Raw genomic sequence first — 18580 nt, forward strand, 5'->3', positions numbered from 1 at the left:
CGGGCTGACGGTGGAGCGGCTGGCGGCACAGATAGAGCCGGTTTATTTACCTGAGCGAAAAATTCATCTTTATCACTGTGACCACCGGGGGCTGCCGCTGGCGCTCATCAGCGAAGACGGCAATACGGCGTGGAGCGGGGAGTATGATGAGTGGGGAAACCTGCTGAATGAGGAAAACCCGCATCACCTGCACCAGCCGTACCGTCTGCCAGGGCAGCAACACGATGAGGAGTCAGGGCTGTATTATAACCGGAACCGGTACTACAATCCGTTGCTGGGACGATATATTACTCAGGACCCGATTGGGCTGGCGGGGGGATGGAGTCTGTATGCGTATCCGCTGAATCCGGTGAATGGTATTGATCCATTAGGGTTAAGTCCTGCAGATGTAGCGTTAATGCGAAAAAAAGAACAACTAAACCATCAAAGAGCATGGGATATATTATCTGATACTTATGATGATATGAAGAGATTAAATTTAGGTGGGACTGATCAATTTTTCCATTGTATGGCATTTTGTCGAGTGTCTAAATTAAATGACGCTGGTGTTAGCCGATCAGCGAAAGGGCTGGGTTATGAAAAAGAGATTAGAGATTACGGGTTAAATATGTTCGGTATGTACGGCAGAAAAGTAAAGTTATCCCATTCTGAGATGATTGAAGATAATAAAAAAGACTTGGCTGTAAATGAACATGGGTTGACATGTCCATTAACACAAGATTGCTCAAATAGATGTATTGATTATATTAATCCAGAGCATAAAAAAACGATAAAGGCTTTACAAGATGCTGGCTATCTCAAGTAACATCTCAAAGATGGTAATATTTATTTTTGCTATTATAATCGTTGTTTTTTTATGCGTGACTACTTATCTTTATTTACACAAAGATGAATCTCTTGTAAGTAAGCATTACATAAACTATATGGCAATACCAGAAAGTGATGGGGTTTTTACATGGCTCCCAGATTTTTTTCCGCATGTAGCGGTGGATATATCAATATCCACAAATGTAGAAGATGATTATTTTTTTTCTTATTTTTCCCTAACAATCGATGATGGGGGGAGGTTTAAGAAAACATTGACGGTGAGGGCCAGGGAACAAGTGGCGAAAATCGTATCAGAGAATGATCCAGATACAAAAAAAGTGTGGTGTAAATATGGTAAAATACCAGGGCAAGGGGATAGCGTAAACCTTTTTTTTGTTGGTGAAATTAATGTTACGCATTATTTTATAACAAATATTGGAGCTGGATTGCCTGATGCTTGTGCAGAGTAATTGCTTGAATTAAGAGTCTATCCCATATCGAAGTCGTCAACTTCGTAGTGAGGAAAAGTAAAATCCCTGACTGAGAAAAGACATGTCGGCTATTGTGTAAAGCCATATAGCTCAGACGATGAATATCTACTCGTATTCAGTTGTTTATTGAGGGTGAGTTCCGACCCTGAAACAACAAATAAAATGAACAGTCAGAGAGTTTACATAGAATTGCACTGGTCTTTTACGATATCTGACATTGTGTAATACATATTCAGCCATGCATTAATTAAAATGTTTCGTGTTTAATGTGAGTCCCTATCTGAAAATAAATAATCCTTCCGGATTAAAATAAATTCTCGCCGGGAAAGAAAGAGGAAATAAACCATTAGCGGAAAACCAGCGGCACGCCAGGGTGACATGCCCCAGTACGGCGGCCCGATAGTCCAGGGTTCAGCGGGGGTACTGATAGTCGCGCCGACTGCATCGAGAACTCCATACAACTTTTTACGGAACGTCACCTGATAAAATTTGTTCAGTATCGTCTTTTGAGATTCTCAAGGTTATGGAGTAACCAGACAGAACGGACACCACTGTCGGAGATAAAAACCCCCTGTTTACGCAGCTCGTTGCTGGCCCGGTGCTGACCATGTGTCGGGAAAGCGACGGTGTAATCAACAACAGCCTGTTCAGTTGCCTCATCGGTACGGTTCTTAAGGTTAGGAGCGCGGCGACTACGATTAATCTGCGCATCCACACCGCCTTCAGCGGCCAGTTCGCGGTAACGATAAAACGTTTCACGCGAAACGCCCATGATTTTACAGGCTTTTGATACGTTGCTGAGTTCTTCAGCCAGATTGAGCAAACCGGCTTTGTGTTTGATGACGGGATTGGCAGTATGAAGCATGAGAGTTACCTCTTGTTTTGGATAAGGATTCGACACTCATATCAAAACCGGTAACTCTCAACCTTTCAAGGCCATGTGTCAGATCAAGTCGCGACTAATACAAATACGTCCCTCATCACTGCGTCTTAACCCATTCCGCCACTTCCGCCCACTCACCGCGAAAGACAACTTTTTCCGCTTTTTTCTCAAGCTGATAGCGATACATTGGGTCGTAATATTCTTTAAGTAACGGCACCAGCCAGGCCAGATGACCGTCGGTGCTGCCAGTGGTGAGTTGCGTTGCCAGCGCCGCATCCAGACGTGCAGCCAGTTCGTTATAGCGCTGTAGCCCCAGCCGACGCTTAATCGCCGAAAGTCCGTGATGCAGGTATTCGCAATACTCCTGCCAGCCCTGTTCGTCGCCGTACGCATGGGTAAAATCATAATGCATACGCAAGAAATACTCTTCGTTCAGGCGTTCAAGACGGATCTCAAACGGATCTTCTACCACCGCAATCGCCGCCTGAGTCATTCGCTCGCGCAGACATTCCGGCAGGTGATTAGAACCAATCATCCGGCTTTCATCTTCCAGCACCCACAGGTGCAAATCCTGACGGGCGTCGGTTTTTAGCATTTCGGCAGCCAGCAGATTTTCAAAACTCGCCTGGCTAAGTTGCGGTTGCAACGTGCGACCAAACGCCGAACCGCGATGGCGCGCCAGCCCTTCCAGATCAACACCGTTCGGCTGTTGCTGCACTAACAGCGTTTTACCGCTGCCAGTACAACCGCCAATCAGCACTATCGGTTTTTGTGACAGTTCAATGGTCGCCTGAATCGCGGTCTGGCGCAGTGCCTTATAACCGCCGTCTACCAGCGGATAATCAATCCCCGCTTCATGCAGCCAGCGTTGCACAATATGTGAACGTTGACCGCCACGGGCGCAGCAGAGAATACCTTGCGGATTTTGCAGACACGCTGCCCGCCAGGCGTCCATGCGCTGCTGACGAATTTCACCCGCCACCAGTTTATGCCCCAGCGCCAGCGCCGCGTCAGACCCTTGCTGTTTGTAGCAGGTGCCAACGGCGGCGCGTTCATCATTATTCATTAACGGCAGATTGATAGCGGCGGGCATTGCGCCTTGCTCAAACTCGATGGGGGCGCGAACATCAATAATGGGCGTATCAGCAATCAGCAGGGCACGATAGTCCTGTTCCGTGTGTCTCTCTTGCATAGTTAAAAGTGAACCTCAAATCAGCTTGCGCGCTATTTTACGCGCCAACGCGCAAGGAAACTTGATTTTTAACTGCGTGGGTTGCCGAAAATTTCTAAAAATCCGCTGATTTCCGGCCTGCGCTGGGTAAACAAGGTCACAATATCTTCTACCGCTTTGCCGCTACCAAATTTGCGCCATGCCAGACTCAATGGCGAAGGAGGGCGCATCGTTGGGATTACCCGGCTGACCAGTTGTTGATTATCGATCATTGACTGGCAAAGTGATTTTGGCAAAAAACCAATGCCAACGCCCGCCAGATGGGCGGCGATTTTCGTTTCCATATCGGGAACAATAATCTCTTTTTGCCCCGGCAATCGCCAGGCGACGCGTTTGGTTAGTGTGCGGGCGCTGTCTTCAATATTAACCGCCGGAAAGCGCCGCAACTGCGCTTCTGTTAGCGGCTCTTCAACTTTCGCCAGCGGATGATCCGCCGCCATGACAAAGCGCCATTGCACCGATCCTAAGGGATCAAGACTAAAGGTATTTGCCAGCGCCTCGGTTCCCGTGACGCCGATAGCCAGTGAAAAACCTTCGTATAATAGCGAATCCCAGACGCCCATATAGATTTGTCGGGAGATGTGAAACTGGGTAAAGGGGTAACGTTCATTCAGCCACGCCAGCAACTGGGCGACGGCCTGGGGGTTGTAGAGCAGGTTGTTGATGACAATATTCACCTGGCGTTCCACGCCATCATTCACCTGTTGCAGCTCGCTGGGCATACTTTCCAGCCAGCTCAGCCAGTCTCTGGCCTGAGAAAGTAGATGCTCGCCAGCCGCTGTCAACGTCACGCTGCGAGTCGTGCGGAAAAACAGCGCCACTCCGGTATTCTCTTCCAGAAGTTTAATGCGATAACTGATCGTCGCCGTGGTTTTACACAATCGTTCTGCCGCTTTTGAAAAACTTCCTGTTTCAGCAACCGCAATGAAAGTCCGCAAGGTTTCTGGATCGAACATCTTCAGGTATCCCCTTTTAAATCCGCAAGTTGCGTGATTTTATTATCCTCTGATTTATCAGTATTTTTACATGATAACCCTGTTCAATTTGTGGACTAAATCTAGTTTTGGAAAAATATTCCAACTTTTGTATTGATGTTGTTCTCTTAAGGTTTTAGATTGCCTGTTATTGAAACCAAGCTGACCGGTCGGCAGTGGTTGAACGGAATTATGTTACAAGGATAAAAAGATGAAACTTCAGGTATTACCGTTAAGTCAGGAAGCCTTTAGTGCTTATGGCGACGTAATCGAAACGCAGCAACGGGATTTTTTCCATATTAACAATGGCCTGGTGGAGCGTTACCACGATTTGGCGCTGGTTGAGATTCTTGAGCAAGACCGTACGCTCATCAGCATTAACCGCGCGCAACCGGCGAATCTGCCGCTGACCATTCACGAACTCGAACGTCATCCGCTGGGCACTCAGGCCTTTATCCCGATGAAAGGTGAAGTGTTTGTGGTGGTCGTGGCGTTAGGTGACGACAAACCAGACCTGTCAACGCTGCGGGCGTTTATCACCAACGGTGAACAGGGGGTGAATTACCATCGTAACGTCTGGCATCACCCACTTTTCGCCTGGCAGCGCGTCACCGATTTTCTGACCATCGATCGCGGCGGCAGTGACAACTGTGATGTTGAAAGTATTCCTGAACAGGAACTCTGTTTTGCGTGACGCCTGCAACCGACTTGCATAAGATAAACTAATTGTTCATTGTTTATGCTCACTTGTAGGTCGGAGTTAACGTAGGTATGACGGAAGTTAGACGGCGCGGCAGGCCAGGACAGGCGGAGCCTGTGGCACAGAAGGGCGCACAGGCGTTAGAGCGGGGAATTGCGATTCTGCAATATCTGGAAAAAAGTGGGGGAAGTTCATCGGTTAGCGATATTTCTCTCAATCTGGATTTGCCGCTCTCCACGACCTTTCGCTTGCTGAAGGTTTTACAGGCAGCGGATTTTGTCTATCAGGACAGTCAGTTAGGCTGGTGGCATATAGGATTAGGTGTCTTTAATGTCGGTGCGGCGTACATCCATAACCGCGATGTCCTCTCCGTCGCCGGGCCGTTTATGCGCCGCCTGATGTTACTTTCCGGCGAAACGGTCAATGTCGCTATTCGTAACGGCAATGAAGCAGTATTAATTGGTCAGTTAGAGTGTAAATCGATGGTCAGGATGTGTGCGCCGCTGGGCAGTCGTCTGCCGCTGCATGCTTCCGGTGCGGGCAAGGCGCTGCTTTATCCACTGGCGGAAGAGGAGTTGATGAGCATCATTCTGCAAACCGGTTTGCAGCAGTTTACGCCAACGACGCTTGTGGATATGCCCACCTTGCTGAAGGACCTGGAACAAGCGCGTGAACTGGGCTATACCGTAGATAAAGAAGAGCATGTTGTCGGCCTGAATTGCATAGCTTCAGCAATTTACGATGATGTAGGTAGTGTTGTTGCCGCTATCTCCATCTCCGGGCCTTCATCAAGACTGACAGAAGATCGTTTTGTCAGTCAGGGTGAGCTGGTCAGAGACACCGCCCGCGATATCAGCACGGCGTTGGGACTGAAAGCACATCCATAGTGTCTGTCGCATCCCGCTCTGCGGAGCGGGTTTTTTTGACAAAATTTGAAAGTTGGAAAATTTTTCCAATTAATAGAGGTAGGAATAAAATGGCAAAAATGAGAGCCGTTGACGCGGCAATGTATGTGCTGGAGAAAGAAGGTATCACCACCGCCTTCGGCGTTCCGGGAGCTGCAATCAATCCGTTCTACTCAGCGATGCGTAAGCACGGCGGTATTCGTCACATTCTGGCGCGTCATGTGGAAGGTGCTTCGCACATGGCGGAAGGTTATACCCGCGCAACGGCAGGGAATATCGGCGTATGTCTGGGGACTTCCGGTCCTGCGGGCACGGACATGATCACCGCGCTCTATTCCGCTTCTGCTGATTCCATTCCTATTCTGTGCATTACCGGCCAGGCACCGCGCGCCCGTCTGCATAAAGAAGATTTCCAGGCTGTTGATATCGAAGCTATCGCCAAGCCGGTCAGCAAAATGGCGGTTACAGTTCGTGAAGCGGCGCTGGTGCCTCGCGTGCTGCAACAGGCATTTCACCTGATGCGTTCTGGTCGTCCGGGTCCGGTACTGGTGGATTTACCGTTCGACGTTCAGGTTGCGGAAATCGAGTTTGATCCTGACATGTACGAACCGCTGCCGGTCTACAAACCTGCTGCCAGCCGTATGCAGATCGAAAAAGCTGTAGAAATGTTAATTCAGGCCGAACGTCCGGTGATTGTTGCCGGGGGCGGGGTAATCAATGCTGACGCAGCTGCACTGCTACAACAGTTTGCTGAACTGACCAGCGTTCCGGTGATCCCAACGCTGATGGGCTGGGGCTGTATCCCGGATGACCACGAACTGATGGCCGGGATGGTGGGTCTGCAAACCGCGCATCGTTACGGTAACGCAACGCTACTGGCGTCCGACATGGTGTTTGGTATCGGTAACCGTTTTGCTAACCGTCATACCGGTTCGGTAGAGAAATACACCGAAGGGCGCAAAATCGTTCATATCGATATTGAGCCGACGCAAATTGGCCGCGTGCTGTGTCCGGATCTCGGCATTGTCTCTGATGCTAAAGCAGCGCTGACGCTGCTGGTTGAAGTGGCGCAGGAGATGCAAAAAGCGGGTCGTCTGCCGTGTCGTAAAGAATGGGTCGCCGACTGCCAGCAGCGCAAACGCACTTTGCTGCGCAAAACCCACTTCGACAATGTGCCGGTGAAACCGCAGCGCGTGTATGAAGAGATGAACAAAGCCTTTGGTCGCGATGTTTGTTATGTCACCACCATTGGTCTGTCACAAATCGCTGCGGCACAAATGCTGCATGTCTTTAAAGACCGCCACTGGATCAACTGTGGGCAGGCAGGCCCGTTGGGCTGGACCATTCCGGCGGCGCTGGGCGTGTGTGCCGCTGATCCAGAGCGCAAAGTGGTGGCGATTTCCGGTGACTTCGACTTCCAGTTCCTGATTGAAGAATTGGCCGTTGGCGCACAGTTCAACATTCCGTACATCCATGTACTGGTCAATAACGCCTATCTGGGGCTGATTCGCCAGTCGCAGCGCGCGTTTGATATGGATTACTGCGTACAGCTCGCGTTCGAAAATATTAACTCCAGTGAAGTGAACGGTTACGGCGTCGACCACGTAAAAGTAGCGGAAGGTTTAGGTTGTAAAGCGATTCGGGTCTTCAAACCGGAAGATATTGCACCAGCCTTTGAACAGGCGAAAGCCTTAATGGCGCAATATCGGGTACCGGTAGTCGTGGAAGTTATTCTCGAGCGTGTGACCAATATTTCGATGGGCAGCGAACTGGATAACGTCATGGAATTTGAAGATATCGCCGATAACGCAGTGGACGCACCGACTGAAACCTGCTTCATGCACTATGAATAAGGGAGATAAATAATGTTACGTTTCTCTGCTAATTTATCGATGTTATTTGGTGAGTATGATTTTCTCGCCCGTTTTGAGAAAGCTGCGCAGTGTGGTTTTCGCGGTGTTGAATTTATGTTCCCTTATGACTACGACATTGAAGAATTAAAACAGGTACTGGCGAGTAATAAACTCGAACATACGCTGCACAATTTACCGGCGGGTGACTGGGCGGCGGGGGAGCGCGGTATTGCCTGTATTCCTGGCCGTGAAGAAGAGTTTCGGGATGGCGTAGCAGCAGCGATTCGTTATGCCCGTGCGCTGGGTAATAAAAAAATTAACTGTCTGGTCGGTAAAACGCCGGCTGGTTTCAGCAGTGAACAGATTCACGCAACGCTTGTAGAAAACCTGCGTTATGCCGCGAATATGCTGATGAAAGAAGATATTTTATTACTGATTGAACCTATCAACCATTTTGATATTCCTGGTTTCCATCTCACCGGAACTCGGCAGGCGCTGAAACTGATTGATGATGTTGGTTGCTGCAATTTGAAAATTCAGTATGACATTTATCACATGCAGCGGATGGAAGGTGAATTAACCAACACTATGACTCAATGGGCCGATAAAATTGGTCACCTGCAAATTGCCGATAATCCGCATCGCGGCGAACCGGGAACCGGAGAAATTAATTACGAATATCTCTTTACGGTAATTGAAAATTCTGACTACAACGGTTGGGTTGGGTGTGAATATAAACCCCAAACCACCACGGAAGCCGGTTTACGCTGGATGGATCCGTACCGTTAAAACGTAACGCTATTCAGACAATGCTTTTTTAGGTCGCTAAGTCGGCAGGGGATCGTGTTGTCTGAATTCAGGAAAAGCGAAATTTAAAAGAGGTTAATTATGAAACTGGGATTTATTGGCTTAGGTATTATGGGTACTCCGATGGCCATTAATCTGGCGCGTGCCGGTCATCAACTGCATGTCACAACCATTGGTCCGGTTGCTGATGAATTACTGTCACTGGGTGCCGTCAGTGTTGAAACTGCGCGCCAGGTAACGGAAGCATCGGACATCATTTTTATTATGGTGCCGGATACGCCACAGGTTGAAGAAGTTCTGTTTGGTGAAAATGGTTGTACCAAAGCCTCGCTGAAGGGCAAAACCATTGTTGATATGAGCTCCATTTCCCCGATTGAAACTAAGCGTTTCGCTCGTCAGGTGAATGAACTGGGCGGCGATTATCTCGATGCGCCAGTCTCCGGCGGTGAAATCGGTGCGCGTGAAGGGACGTTGTCGATTATGGTTGGCGGTGACGAAGCGGTATTTGAACGTGTTAAACCGCTGTTTGAACTGCTCGGTAAAAATATCACCCTCGTGGGCGGTAACGGCGACGGTCAAACCTGCAAAGTGGCAAATCAGATTATCGTGGCGCTCAATATTGAAGCGGTTTCTGAAGCCCTGCTATTTGCTTCAAAAGCCGGAGCGGATCCGGTACGTGTGCGCCAGGCGCTGATGGGCGGCTTTGCTTCCTCACGTATTCTGGAAGTTCACGGTGAGCGCATGATTAAACGCACCTTTAATCCAGGTTTTAAAATTGCGCTGCACCAGAAAGATCTCAACCTGGCACTGCAAAGTGCGAAAGCACTGGCGCTGAACCTGCCAAACACCGCGACCTGCCAGGAATTGTTTAATACCTGTGCGGCAAACGGTGGCAGCCAGTTGGATCACTCTGCGTTAGTGCAGGCGCTGGAATTAATGGCTAACCATAAACTGGCCTGATACCCGCAATAAAAATGGCCGATATCAGAAAATGAATCGGCCAGCAATATTAAAAAAAGAAAGCAGCCAAAGATGTTGCTTCAGTATTAAAAATAATATTTTTATTTTATTTGTTCCTCATAGCTAGATTAAAAAGACGTTATTCGATACGTGAAATTAAGAGGGATTTATGGAACATCAGAGAAAACTATTCCAGCAACGCGGCTATAGCGAAGATCTATTGCCGAAAACGCAAAGCCAGCGGACCTGGAAAACATTTAACTATTTTACCTTATGGATGGGTTCGGTTCATAACGTTCCCAATTATGTGATGGTCGGTGGCTTTTTTATTCTCGGCTTGTCTACCTTTAGTATTATGCTGGCAATTATCCTCAGCGCCTTTTTCATTGCCGCGGTAATGGTATTAAACGGTGCTGCGGGCAGTAAATACGGCGTACCGTTTGCCATGATCCTGCGTGCTTCTTACGGCGTACGTGGCGCACTGTTTCCCGGATTATTAAGAGGCGGTATTGCTGCCATTATGTGGTTTGGTCTGCAATGTTATGCTGGATCGCTGGCCTGCTTGATCCTGATTGGCAAAATCTGGCCGGGATTTTTAACTCTCGGTGGTGATTTTACCCTGTTAGGGCTTTCTCTACCGGGCTTAATGACTTTCTTACTCTTCTGGCTGGTCAACGTTGGTATTGGTTTTGGCGGTGGCAAAGTTTTAAATAAATTCACTGCCATTCTTAACCCGTGCATCTATATCGTTTTCGGCGGTATGGCGATTTGGGCGATTTCGCTGGTCGGGCTCGGTCCAATCTTTGACTACATTCCGAGCGGTATTCAGAAAGCAGAAAACAGTGGCTTCCTGTTCCTGGTGGTGATTAACGCGGTAGTTGCGGTCTGGGCGGCACCGGCGGTGAGCGCATCCGACTTTACGCAAAACGCCCACTCGTTTCGTGAGCAAGCGCTGGGGCAAACGCTGGGTTTAGTTGTGGCCTATATTCTGTTTGCGGTCGCGGGGGTATGTATTATTGCCGGAGCCAGTATTCATTACGGCGCTGACACCTGGAACGTGCTGGATATTGTTCAGCGTTGGGACAGCCTGTTTGCCTCGTTCTTTGCGGTACTGGTTATTCTGATGACGACCATTTCCACTAACGCCACCGGTAATATTATTCCGGCCGGTTATCAGATTGCCGCTATTGCACCGACGAAACTGACCTATAAAAACGGCGTACTGATTGCCAGTATTATCAGCCTGCTGATCTGCCCGTGGAAATTAATGGAAAATCAGGACAGTATTTATCTGTTCCTCGATATTATCGGCGGGATGCTGGGTCCGGTAATTGGTGTCATGATGGCGCATTATTTTGTGGTGATGCGTGGGCAAATTAATCTTGATGAACTGTACACCGCACCTGGCGATTATAAATATTACGATAACGGTTTTAACCTCACTGCGTTTTCAGTAACTCTGGTGGCCGTTATTTTATCTCTTGGCGGTAAGTTTATTCCCTTTATGGAACCGTTATCTCGTGTTTCATGGTTTGTCGGCGTCATCGTCGCCTTTGCGGCCTACGCCTTATTAAAGAAACGTACAACAGCAGAAACAACAGGAGAGCAAAAAACCATAGGTTAATTAATCCCGATATTGAACATTGAGTTAAAACCAATCTGTATTTTACAAGGAGTTTGTTATGTCTTTTGATTTAATCATTAAAAACGGCACCGTTATTTTAGAAAACGAAGCTCGCGTTGTAGATATCGCCGTTAAAGGCGGGAAAATTGCTGCTATCGGTCAGGATCTGGGTGATGCAAAAGAAGTGATGGATGCGTCTGGTCTGGTGGTTTCGCCGGGCATGGTTGATGCGCACACCCATATTTCTGAACCGGGTCGTAGCCACTGGGAAGGTTATGAAACCGGTACTCGCGCAGCGGCAAAAGGTGGTATCACCACCATGATCGAAATGCCGCTCAACCAGCTGCCTGCAACGGTTGACCGCGCTTCAATTGAACTGAAGTTCGATGCCGCTAAAGGCAAGCTGACTATCGATGCGGCGCAACTCGGTGGCCTGGTGTCTTACAACATCGACCGTCTGCATGAGCTGGATGAAGTGGGCGTTGTCGGCTTCAAATGCTTCGTTGCGACCTGTGGCGATCGCGGTATCGACAACGACTTCCGTGATGTAAACGACTGGCAGTTCTTCAAAGGTGCGCAGAAGCTGGGCGAACTGGGGCAGCCGGTGCTGGTGCACTGCGAAAACGCGCTGATCTGTGACGCACTGGGCGAAGAAGCGAAACGTGAAGGTCGCGTAACTGCCCATGACTATGTGGCTTCGCGTCCGGTATTTACCGAAGTGGAAGCGATTCGCCGCGTGCTGTACCTGGCGAAAGTTGCCGGCTGCCGTCTGCACGTTTGCCATATCAGCAGCCCGGAAGGCGTTGAAGAAGTGACTCGTGCACGTCAGGAAGGTCAGGACGTTACTTGTGAATCCTGCCCGCATTACTTTGTACTGGATACCGATCAGTTCGAAGAAATCGGTACTCTGGCGAAGTGTTCACCGCCGATCCGCGATCTGGAAAACCAGAAAGGCATGTGGGAAAAACTGTTTAACGGTGAAATCGACTGCCTGGTTTCCGACCACTCACCATGCCCTCCGGAAATGAAAGCCGGCAACATCATGGAAGCATGGGGCGGTATTGCCGGTCTGCAAAACTGTATGGACGTGATGTTCGATGAAGCGGTACAGAAACGCGGAATGTCTCTGCCAATGTTCGGCAAATTAATGGCGACTAACGCAGCAGATATTTTCGGTCTGCAGCAAAAAGGCCGTATCGCCCCAGGAAAAGATGCCGACTTCGTCTTCATTCAGCCGAATAGCAGCTATGTTCTTACCAATGACGATCTGGAATATCGCCACAAAGTCAGCCCGTATGTTGGCCGTACCATTGGCGCGCGTATCACGAAAACCATCTTACGTGGTGATGTGATTTACGACATCGAACAGGGCTTCCCTGTTGCGCCGAAAGGTCAATTTATCCTTAAACATCAGCAGTAATCTGGCCCCTGCAATGCCCGTCCTTGCGGCGGGCATTCTCCGGTTAAGGTGTGTTTATGTTCAATTTTGCAGTCAGCCGCGAAAGCCTGTTATCAGGATTTCAGTGGTTTTTCTTTATTTTTTGCAACACGGTTGTGGTTCCTCCTACGCTACTTTCTGCTTTTCAGTTGCCGCAAAGTAGCCTGCTTACGCTCACGCAATATGCTTTTCTTGCTACCGCACTGGCCTGCTTCGCTCAGGCGTTCTGCGGTCATCGTCGCGCTATTATGGAAGGGCCGGGTGGCCTGTGGTGGGGAACCATCCTGACTATCACCCTTGGCGAAGCATCGCGCGGGACACCGATCAACGATATCGCTACCAGTCTGGCGGTGGGGATTGCACTCTCCGGCGTGCTGACGATGTTGATTGGTTTTAGCGGATTAGGCCATCGCCTGGCACGGTTATTTACGCCGTCGGTGATGGTCTTGTTTATGTTGATGCTGGGCGCGCAGCTGACCACTATCTTTTTCAAAGGTATGCTCGGGCTGCCGTTTGGCATAGCCGACCCAAATTTTAAAATTCAGTTACCACCGTTCGCGCTCTCGGTGGCGGTGATGTGCCTGGTACTGGCGATGATTATCTTTCTGCCGCAACGTTTTGCCCGTTATGGCCTGCTGGTCGGCACGATAACCGGCTGGTTGTTGTGGTACTTTTGCTTTCCTTCTTCGCATTCGCTCTCCGGTGAGTTGCACTGGCAGTGGTTCCCGCTCGGCAGTGGCGGTGCTTTGTCGCCGGGAATTATTCTGACGGCGGTGATTACAGGTCTGGTAAATATCAGCAATACCTACGGTGCGATTCGGGGCACGGATGTTTTTTATCCTCAGCAGGGCGCGGGGAATACGCGTTATCGTCGTAGCTTTGTGGCGACCGGATTTATGACGCTGATAACCGTACCGCTGGCGGTAATTCCATTTTCACCGTTTGTTTCATCCATTGGTTTATTAACCCAGACTGGCGATTACACGCGGCGTTCGTTTATTTATGGCAGCGTTATTTGCCTGCTGGTGGCACTGGTTCCGGCACTCACACGACAGTTTTGCAGTATCCCTTTACCCGTGAGTAGCGCGGTTATGCTGGTTTCTTATCTGCCTTTACTCTTTTCGGCGCTGGTGTTTAGCCAGCAAATAACGTTTACCGCTCGCAATATTTATCGACTCGCATTGCCGTTATTTGTCGGCATATTTTTAATGGCATTACCGCCTGTGTATCTGCAAGACCTTCCATTAACGCTGCGTCCTCTGCTCAGTAACGGCTTACTGGTCGGGATTTTACTGGCTGTTCTTATGGATAATCTTATTCCGTGGGAACGCATCGAATAATTTGTTGAAAAAGGATTGATAATGAAGATTGTCATTGCGCCAGACTCGTTTAAAGAGAGCTTAAGTGCAGAAAAATGTTGTCAGGCAATTAAAGCCGGGTTTTCGACCCTCTTTCCCGATGCGCACTATATCTGTTTGCCGATAGCGGATGGCGGCGAAGGGACGGTGGATGCGATGGTCGCCGCGACGGGCGGCAACATCGTGACGCTTGAAGTCTGCGGGCCGATGGGCGAAACAGTGAATGCTTTTTATGGCCTTACCGGCGACGGGAAAACAGCGGTGATTGAGATGGCGGCAGCAAGTGGTCTGATGCTGGTCGCGCCTGAAAAGCGTAATCCGTTGCTGGCCTCCAGTTTTGGTACGGGGGAGTTAATTCGTCATGCGCTGGATAACGGCATTCGCCATATTATTCTCGGCATAGGCGGCAGTGCGACGGTCGACGGTGGTATGGGCATGGCGCAGGCGCTTGGTGTGCGTTTCCTTGATGCCGACGGTCAGGTGCTGGCGGCTAACGGCGGCAATTTAGCACGCGTGGCAAGTATTGAGATGGATGAATGCGATCCGCGTCTGGCGAACTGCCATATTGAAGTAGCATGTGACGTTGATAACCCGCTGGTAGGGGCGCGCGGCGCGGCGGCGGTGTTTGGTCCGCAAAAAGGGGCAACGCCGGAAATGGTCGAAGAGCTGGAACAGGGGCTGCAAAATTACGCCCGTGTTTTACAACAGCAAACTGAAATTAATGTCTGCCAGATGGCGGGCGGCGGCGCGGCGGGCGGGATGGGTATTGCGGCGGCGGTATTCCTCAATGCGGATATTAAACCGGGTATTGAGATTGTACTGCGGGCGGTCAACCTGGAGCAGGCGGTGCAGGGCGCAGCGCTGGTGATCACCGGGGAAGGGCGCATCGACTCGCAAACGGCAGGCGGTAAAGCACCGCTGGGCGTGGCGTCGGTGGCGAAGCAGTTTAATGTCCCGGTGATTGGGATTGCTGGCGTATTGGGTGACGGCGTGGAAGTGGTGCACCAGTACGGCATTGACGCGGTGTTCAGCATTTTGCCGCGTCTGGCACCTTTAGCCGAAGTGCTCGCCAGCGGTGAAACCAATCTCTTCAACAGCGCACGAAATATTGCCTGCGCCATTAAAATAGGTCAGGGAATTAAAAACTGACTCTTGCCATTAGAGCGGATGCATTTTATCCCGCATCCGTTTTTTACCTGAATTTACCGCAAAAAAAGCCACGGTATAAACCGTGGCAAAATCCAACATAGCTAAAAATAATCAGGCGAGTGGTATGACTTAAATCTCTACGTCGCGGTTGCAATCTTTCGAGTAAATATAACTAAACGCTTCACCACGCCCTACGCCATAACCGGCCTGTAAGGAATAAGCGCCCATAAAGATGTAATCGCCTTTTTTCACCGGGATCCAGTTATTGTCGAGGTTATAAACCCCCTGACCGGAAAGAATATAGGCACCGTGTTCCTGGACGTGAGTTTCGATATAACCGTGGCTGGCACCTGGCGCAAAAGAGAGGATATGCATGTTCATATCAAAACCTAACTCTTTGGGCAGAAAATCCAGCAGAATAACATCGTCCATGCCTTCATAATGAATGCGTTCGAGTTCGCTGGCATTGCCAGAAACCAGCCACGGTGCATGGCCTTCTACCGGAACATAGCGGCGCTTATATAAAAAGATTTGGCTGTCTTCGGCCTGGGCGTTAACAAACATCATTAAGGAGCCTGGTGGGCAATAAAGATAGCCACCTTCACTTAAGGTAAATGTTTTCCCTTCAGCTTTGGCAGTGATATTTCCAGAGATCACATACAGGAACGTTTCAATTCCTTCACCACCGAAGCCCTGTTGGTTGCCGCCGTTTTGATGTAGTGTGACCAGATAATCAACAAAAGAGGCCCCCAGCTTTGGCGTGGAGAGGATTGTCGCGTCACAATTTTCAAAGCCCGGAATAATATTTTTTACCAGACCGTCTGGTGTTAACAGTGCGAAATTACCGTGTTTCACAATCGCACGGTTAGCCAGTAAATCATCGCGGTAACCGGTGACGTTATTTAAATATCCCATTTATGACTCCTTATTTCTGCCAGGCAAGTTGATAAAGCATGAGTGCCAACGTTTTGACCCCTTCGGCAAGGTCGGTAATATTGGTGCGTTCTGCCGGGTTATGGCTGATCCCGTTGATGCTGGGGATAAAAATCATGCAGGTCGGCACGCGCGGCGCGAAAATTTGTGCGTCGTGCCCGGCACCACTGTGCATCACCCGGTAATTCAGTTTTTCGCGTTCACACAATTCTGTCAGGGTGGCGACCAGTTCCTTGTTCATCGGCACGGGTTCTTCGTCCATCCATAAATCGATATCAATACCAATGTCCATTTCATCGCAAATCGCCCGCATGTCGTTTTCTAACTGTTGGGTGAAATCGCGCAGCACGGCAGCATCGGTATGACGACAATCAATGGTGAACGTGGTTTTACCCGGTACCACATTCACCGTATTCGGGCGCGGCTCCACCTTGCCAAAGGTCAGCACCAGCGGGTCGCCCATCTTTTTCGCTTTTTCGATCGACTGATGGCAAATGCGACTGAAAGCGTAAACCGTATCACGACGATAACCCATCGGCGTGGTGCCTGCATGGTTTGATTCGCCGTTCAGCGTCACCGTATAGCGACGTTGCCCGACAATTGCATTCACCACGCCAATTGATTGACCATTACTTTCCAGCACACAGCCCTGTTCGATATGCAGTTCGACAAAGGCTTTAATATCCTGACGCGGAGTTAGTGGGGCGTTCGGCAGAGTAAATCCGCAAGCCTTCATCGCATCGACAAAACTATTTCCTTTGGCATCACAGATATTCCGCACGTCGTCAGGATTCGCCAGCCCAAAGATATTTTTACTGCCCCAGAAGACATACGGGAAGCGGCTGCCTTCTTCTTCTGCCATCGCCACCACTTCGACCGTACGTAACGGCGCGCCGTATTGCGTTTTCAACCAGTCAATTGCCAGCCACGCCGCCAGCGCGCCGAATTGCCCGTCGAGGTTACCGCCGTTAACCACGGTATCGATATGCGAACCGCTCAGAACCACTTCCTGTGGATATTCGGTGCCACTCAGGCGACCGTATAAATTGCCCACTTCATCGAAACGTGTTTCCAGCCCGCTTGCTGCCATTCTTTTTTTAAATTGCTGCTGGGTTTCCAGCCATTCCGGCGAATAAAGTAAACGGGTCATCCCACCCGTTGGGTCAGCGCCAAAAGAGGAAAGCCAGGGCAGCGTTTCTTCTATAGCGTGACGGAAATGTGTAATCATAAGAAAGTCCTGTCTCAATAATTATTGCGCAAAGGGATTTTTCGTTTCGTATGACGTGTTATAAAGCGCGTCGGAAATTAAATACTGGTAAATATCATCAACAATTTCGATGCCTTCGACGGCGGCTTTGCGTTGTTTAATTTCCTGATCCTGTCCGGGATAATAAACCTGGTTAAAACCGGGCGCGGGGGTTATGGCATTTAATTCGCGCATGGTCTGGCTAAGATGTTGACGGAATAGTTCGCTGGAGGAGAAAAAGTTCGGGTTAATAACGATATGTAATTGCCCCAAATTACGCCCGGCGTGTAAATCGTCATACATCGAACTAACCTGTCGCCCGAACGGTAAGCCGAGTAAGACGCCTGAGAGGACGTCAATCATCATCATCAGGCCATACCCTTTCGGTCCGGCGGCAGGGAGCAGGGCGTTAACTGCAAATGGATCGGTTGTTGGTGCTCCGTTTTTATCGACCGCCCAGGTATCCGGGATAGACATATTACGCGAGCGGGCGTCGAGCACTTTTCCCCATGCCTGTACGGTAGTCGCCATATCAAAGGTAAGGATCTCGTCGCCTTCTCCCGGCGCGGCAAAGGCCAGTGGGTTAGTACCGTAGTAAATTTCCGCGCCGCCAAACGGCACCACCATTGGATCGGACTGGCACATCGAAATGCCAATTAACCCGGCGCGAGCTGCCTGCTGTACAAAATAAGAGATTGCGCCGCTGTGACCCATCCGGCTGATACCGACCACCGCAACGCCTTTTTGCTGGGCGGTTTTGATGGCATGTTCCATACCCATTTTCGCCGCGACCTGTCCGGCGGCATTGTCGGCATGTAAAATTGCCGAACACGGCCCGGTTTCTTCAAGACGAAATTCCGGTTCACGGTTGGTGCCGCCTTTTGAAATGCGTTCTGCGTAGTATTCCACGCGCACCGCGCCATGAGAGTGGATCCCTCTGGCATCGGCGTAAACCAATACTTCAGCCACGGTTGCAGCGTGCTCACGTTTTAACCCAGCCTGGCAGAGTTTATTCTCGATTAGCTGGTGGAGTGTTTCCCGACTGATTTTCATCTGTCTTCCTTTTTAACGACGGTGTGAAGCATGACTGCAATTAACATACAGGGAAAATATCTGGATTATGTGATCCAGACAGGCAAAAAAATATAGTTAGAATTTATTTGATAATCCGCTCGCTTTTAACCTGGTTTTTAAAACAACTATGCTTATTAAAAAATAACG

Annotated in this window: 16 protein-coding genes and 2 pseudogenes; 12 read left to right on the forward strand and 6 right to left on the reverse strand. The window is 49.6% G+C overall.

Annotated elements, in window-relative coordinates; genetic code table 11:
* The 3 genes and pseudogenes from ACJHXB_RS23115 to ACJHXB_RS23125 all read left to right on the forward strand — a co-directional run.
* Nucleotides 1–805 (forward strand): RHS repeat-associated core domain-containing protein (locus ACJHXB_RS23115; protein WP_375097335.1); only part of this gene is annotated, 805 nt, incomplete at its 5' end.
* Entirely contained in the window at nucleotides 786–1277 is a 492-nt protein-coding gene (locus ACJHXB_RS23120) for a hypothetical protein (RefSeq protein ID WP_000879780.1), read from the forward strand. The genes ACJHXB_RS23115 and ACJHXB_RS23120, both read left to right, overlap by 20 nt.
* Nucleotides 1278–1643: 366 nt before the next feature.
* Nucleotides 1644–1739: pseudogene (locus tag ACJHXB_RS23125) on the forward strand (hypothetical protein); the annotation flags it as partial.
* 58 nt (nucleotides 1740–1797) lie between these two features.
* On the opposite strand, the pseudogene ACJHXB_RS23130 reads toward ACJHXB_RS23125, so the two are convergent.
* From ACJHXB_RS23130 to allS, 3 genes and pseudogenes are all read right to left on the reverse strand, one after another.
* A pseudogene (locus tag ACJHXB_RS23130) lies at nucleotides 1798–2163 on the reverse strand (helix-turn-helix domain-containing protein); the annotation flags it as partial.
* 115 nt (nucleotides 2164–2278) lie between these two features.
* Nucleotides 2279–3373 carry a tRNA 2-selenouridine(34) synthase MnmH gene (mnmH, locus tag ACJHXB_RS23135; protein ID WP_001157971.1) on the reverse strand — a complete coding sequence of 365 codons (1095 nt, stop codon included), beginning with the start codon at nucleotides 3371–3373 and terminating at the stop codon, nucleotides 2279–2281.
* A 68-nt stretch (nucleotides 3374–3441) separates the two neighbouring features.
* Complete coding sequence (gene allS, locus ACJHXB_RS23140; protein ID WP_000460135.1) at nucleotides 3442–4368, reverse strand: HTH-type transcriptional activator AllS; 927 nt, start codon at nucleotides 4366–4368, stop codon at nucleotides 3442–3444.
* 229 nt (nucleotides 4369–4597) lie between these two features.
* Between allS and allA the strand changes: the two genes are divergently transcribed.
* The 9 genes from allA to glxK all read left to right on the forward strand — a co-directional run bounded on the left by allA (nucleotide 4598) and on the right by glxK (nucleotide 15180).
* Nucleotides 4598–5080, forward strand: coding sequence for an ureidoglycolate lyase (allA, locus tag ACJHXB_RS23145; protein WP_000776388.1), 483 nt, complete (start codon nucleotides 4598–4600; stop codon nucleotides 5078–5080).
* 77 nt (nucleotides 5081–5157) lie between these two features.
* Entirely contained in the window at nucleotides 5158–5973 is an 816-nt protein-coding gene (gene allR / locus ACJHXB_RS23150; protein ID WP_000141275.1) for an HTH-type transcriptional repressor AllR, read from the forward strand.
* Between the two features lie 89 nt (nucleotides 5974–6062).
* Nucleotides 6063–7844, forward strand: a complete 1782-nt coding sequence (gene gcl / locus ACJHXB_RS23155) for a glyoxylate carboligase (protein ID WP_001305518.1) — start codon at nucleotides 6063–6065, stop codon at nucleotides 7842–7844.
* A 12-nt stretch (nucleotides 7845–7856) separates the two neighbouring features.
* Nucleotides 7857–8633, forward strand: coding sequence for a hydroxypyruvate isomerase (gene hyi, locus ACJHXB_RS23160; protein ID WP_000943560.1), 777 nt, complete (start codon nucleotides 7857–7859; stop codon nucleotides 8631–8633).
* Nucleotides 8634–8732: 99 nt separating this feature from the next.
* Nucleotides 8733–9611, forward strand: coding sequence for a 2-hydroxy-3-oxopropionate reductase (gene glxR / locus ACJHXB_RS23165; RefSeq protein ID WP_000765839.1), 879 nt, complete (start codon nucleotides 8733–8735; stop codon nucleotides 9609–9611).
* Nucleotides 9612–9780: 169 nt separating this feature from the next.
* Nucleotides 9781–11235, forward strand: coding sequence for an allantoin transporter (locus ACJHXB_RS23170; RefSeq protein ID WP_000401154.1), 1455 nt, complete (start codon nucleotides 9781–9783; stop codon nucleotides 11233–11235).
* Nucleotides 11236–11293: 58 nt separating this feature from the next.
* Nucleotides 11294–12655: an allantoinase AllB gene (gene allB / locus ACJHXB_RS23175; RefSeq protein ID WP_000006887.1), complete on the forward strand. Its 1362-nt coding sequence runs from the start codon at nucleotides 11294–11296 to the stop codon at nucleotides 12653–12655.
* 56 nt (nucleotides 12656–12711) lie between these two features.
* Nucleotides 12712–14013 (forward strand): uracil/xanthine transporter, encoded by a 1302-nt coding sequence (locus tag ACJHXB_RS23180; RefSeq protein ID WP_001469125.1) that lies wholly within the window; start codon nucleotides 12712–12714, stop codon nucleotides 14011–14013.
* A 21-nt stretch (nucleotides 14014–14034) separates the two neighbouring features.
* Complete coding sequence (glxK, locus tag ACJHXB_RS23185) at nucleotides 14035–15180, forward strand: glycerate 3-kinase (RefSeq protein ID WP_001469126.1); 1146 nt, start codon at nucleotides 14035–14037, stop codon at nucleotides 15178–15180.
* A 129-nt stretch (nucleotides 15181–15309) separates the two neighbouring features.
* On the opposite strand, the gene allE is transcribed toward glxK, so the two are convergent.
* The 3 genes from allE to allD are packed head-to-tail and all read right to left on the reverse strand — an operon-like array spanning nucleotide 15310 to nucleotide 18412.
* A complete protein-coding gene (gene allE / locus ACJHXB_RS23190) occupies nucleotides 15310–16095 on the reverse strand; it encodes a (S)-ureidoglycine aminohydrolase (RefSeq protein ID WP_000540957.1) in 786 nt (261 codons plus the stop codon).
* Between the two features lie 10 nt (nucleotides 16096–16105).
* Complete coding sequence (gene allC / locus ACJHXB_RS23195; protein ID WP_001469127.1) at nucleotides 16106–17341, reverse strand: allantoate deiminase; 1236 nt, start codon at nucleotides 17339–17341, stop codon at nucleotides 16106–16108.
* 21 nt (nucleotides 17342–17362) lie between these two features.
* Nucleotides 17363–18412: an ureidoglycolate dehydrogenase gene (allD, locus tag ACJHXB_RS23200; RefSeq protein ID WP_000703887.1), complete on the reverse strand. Its 1050-nt coding sequence runs from the start codon at nucleotides 18410–18412 to the stop codon at nucleotides 17363–17365.
* Between the last annotated feature and the right edge of the window lie 168 nt (nucleotides 18413–18580).

This window comes from Escherichia sp. WS3227_2 (assembly GCF_046486495.1).
Lineage (GTDB): Bacteria > Pseudomonadota > Gammaproteobacteria > Enterobacterales > Enterobacteriaceae > Escherichia > Escherichia coli.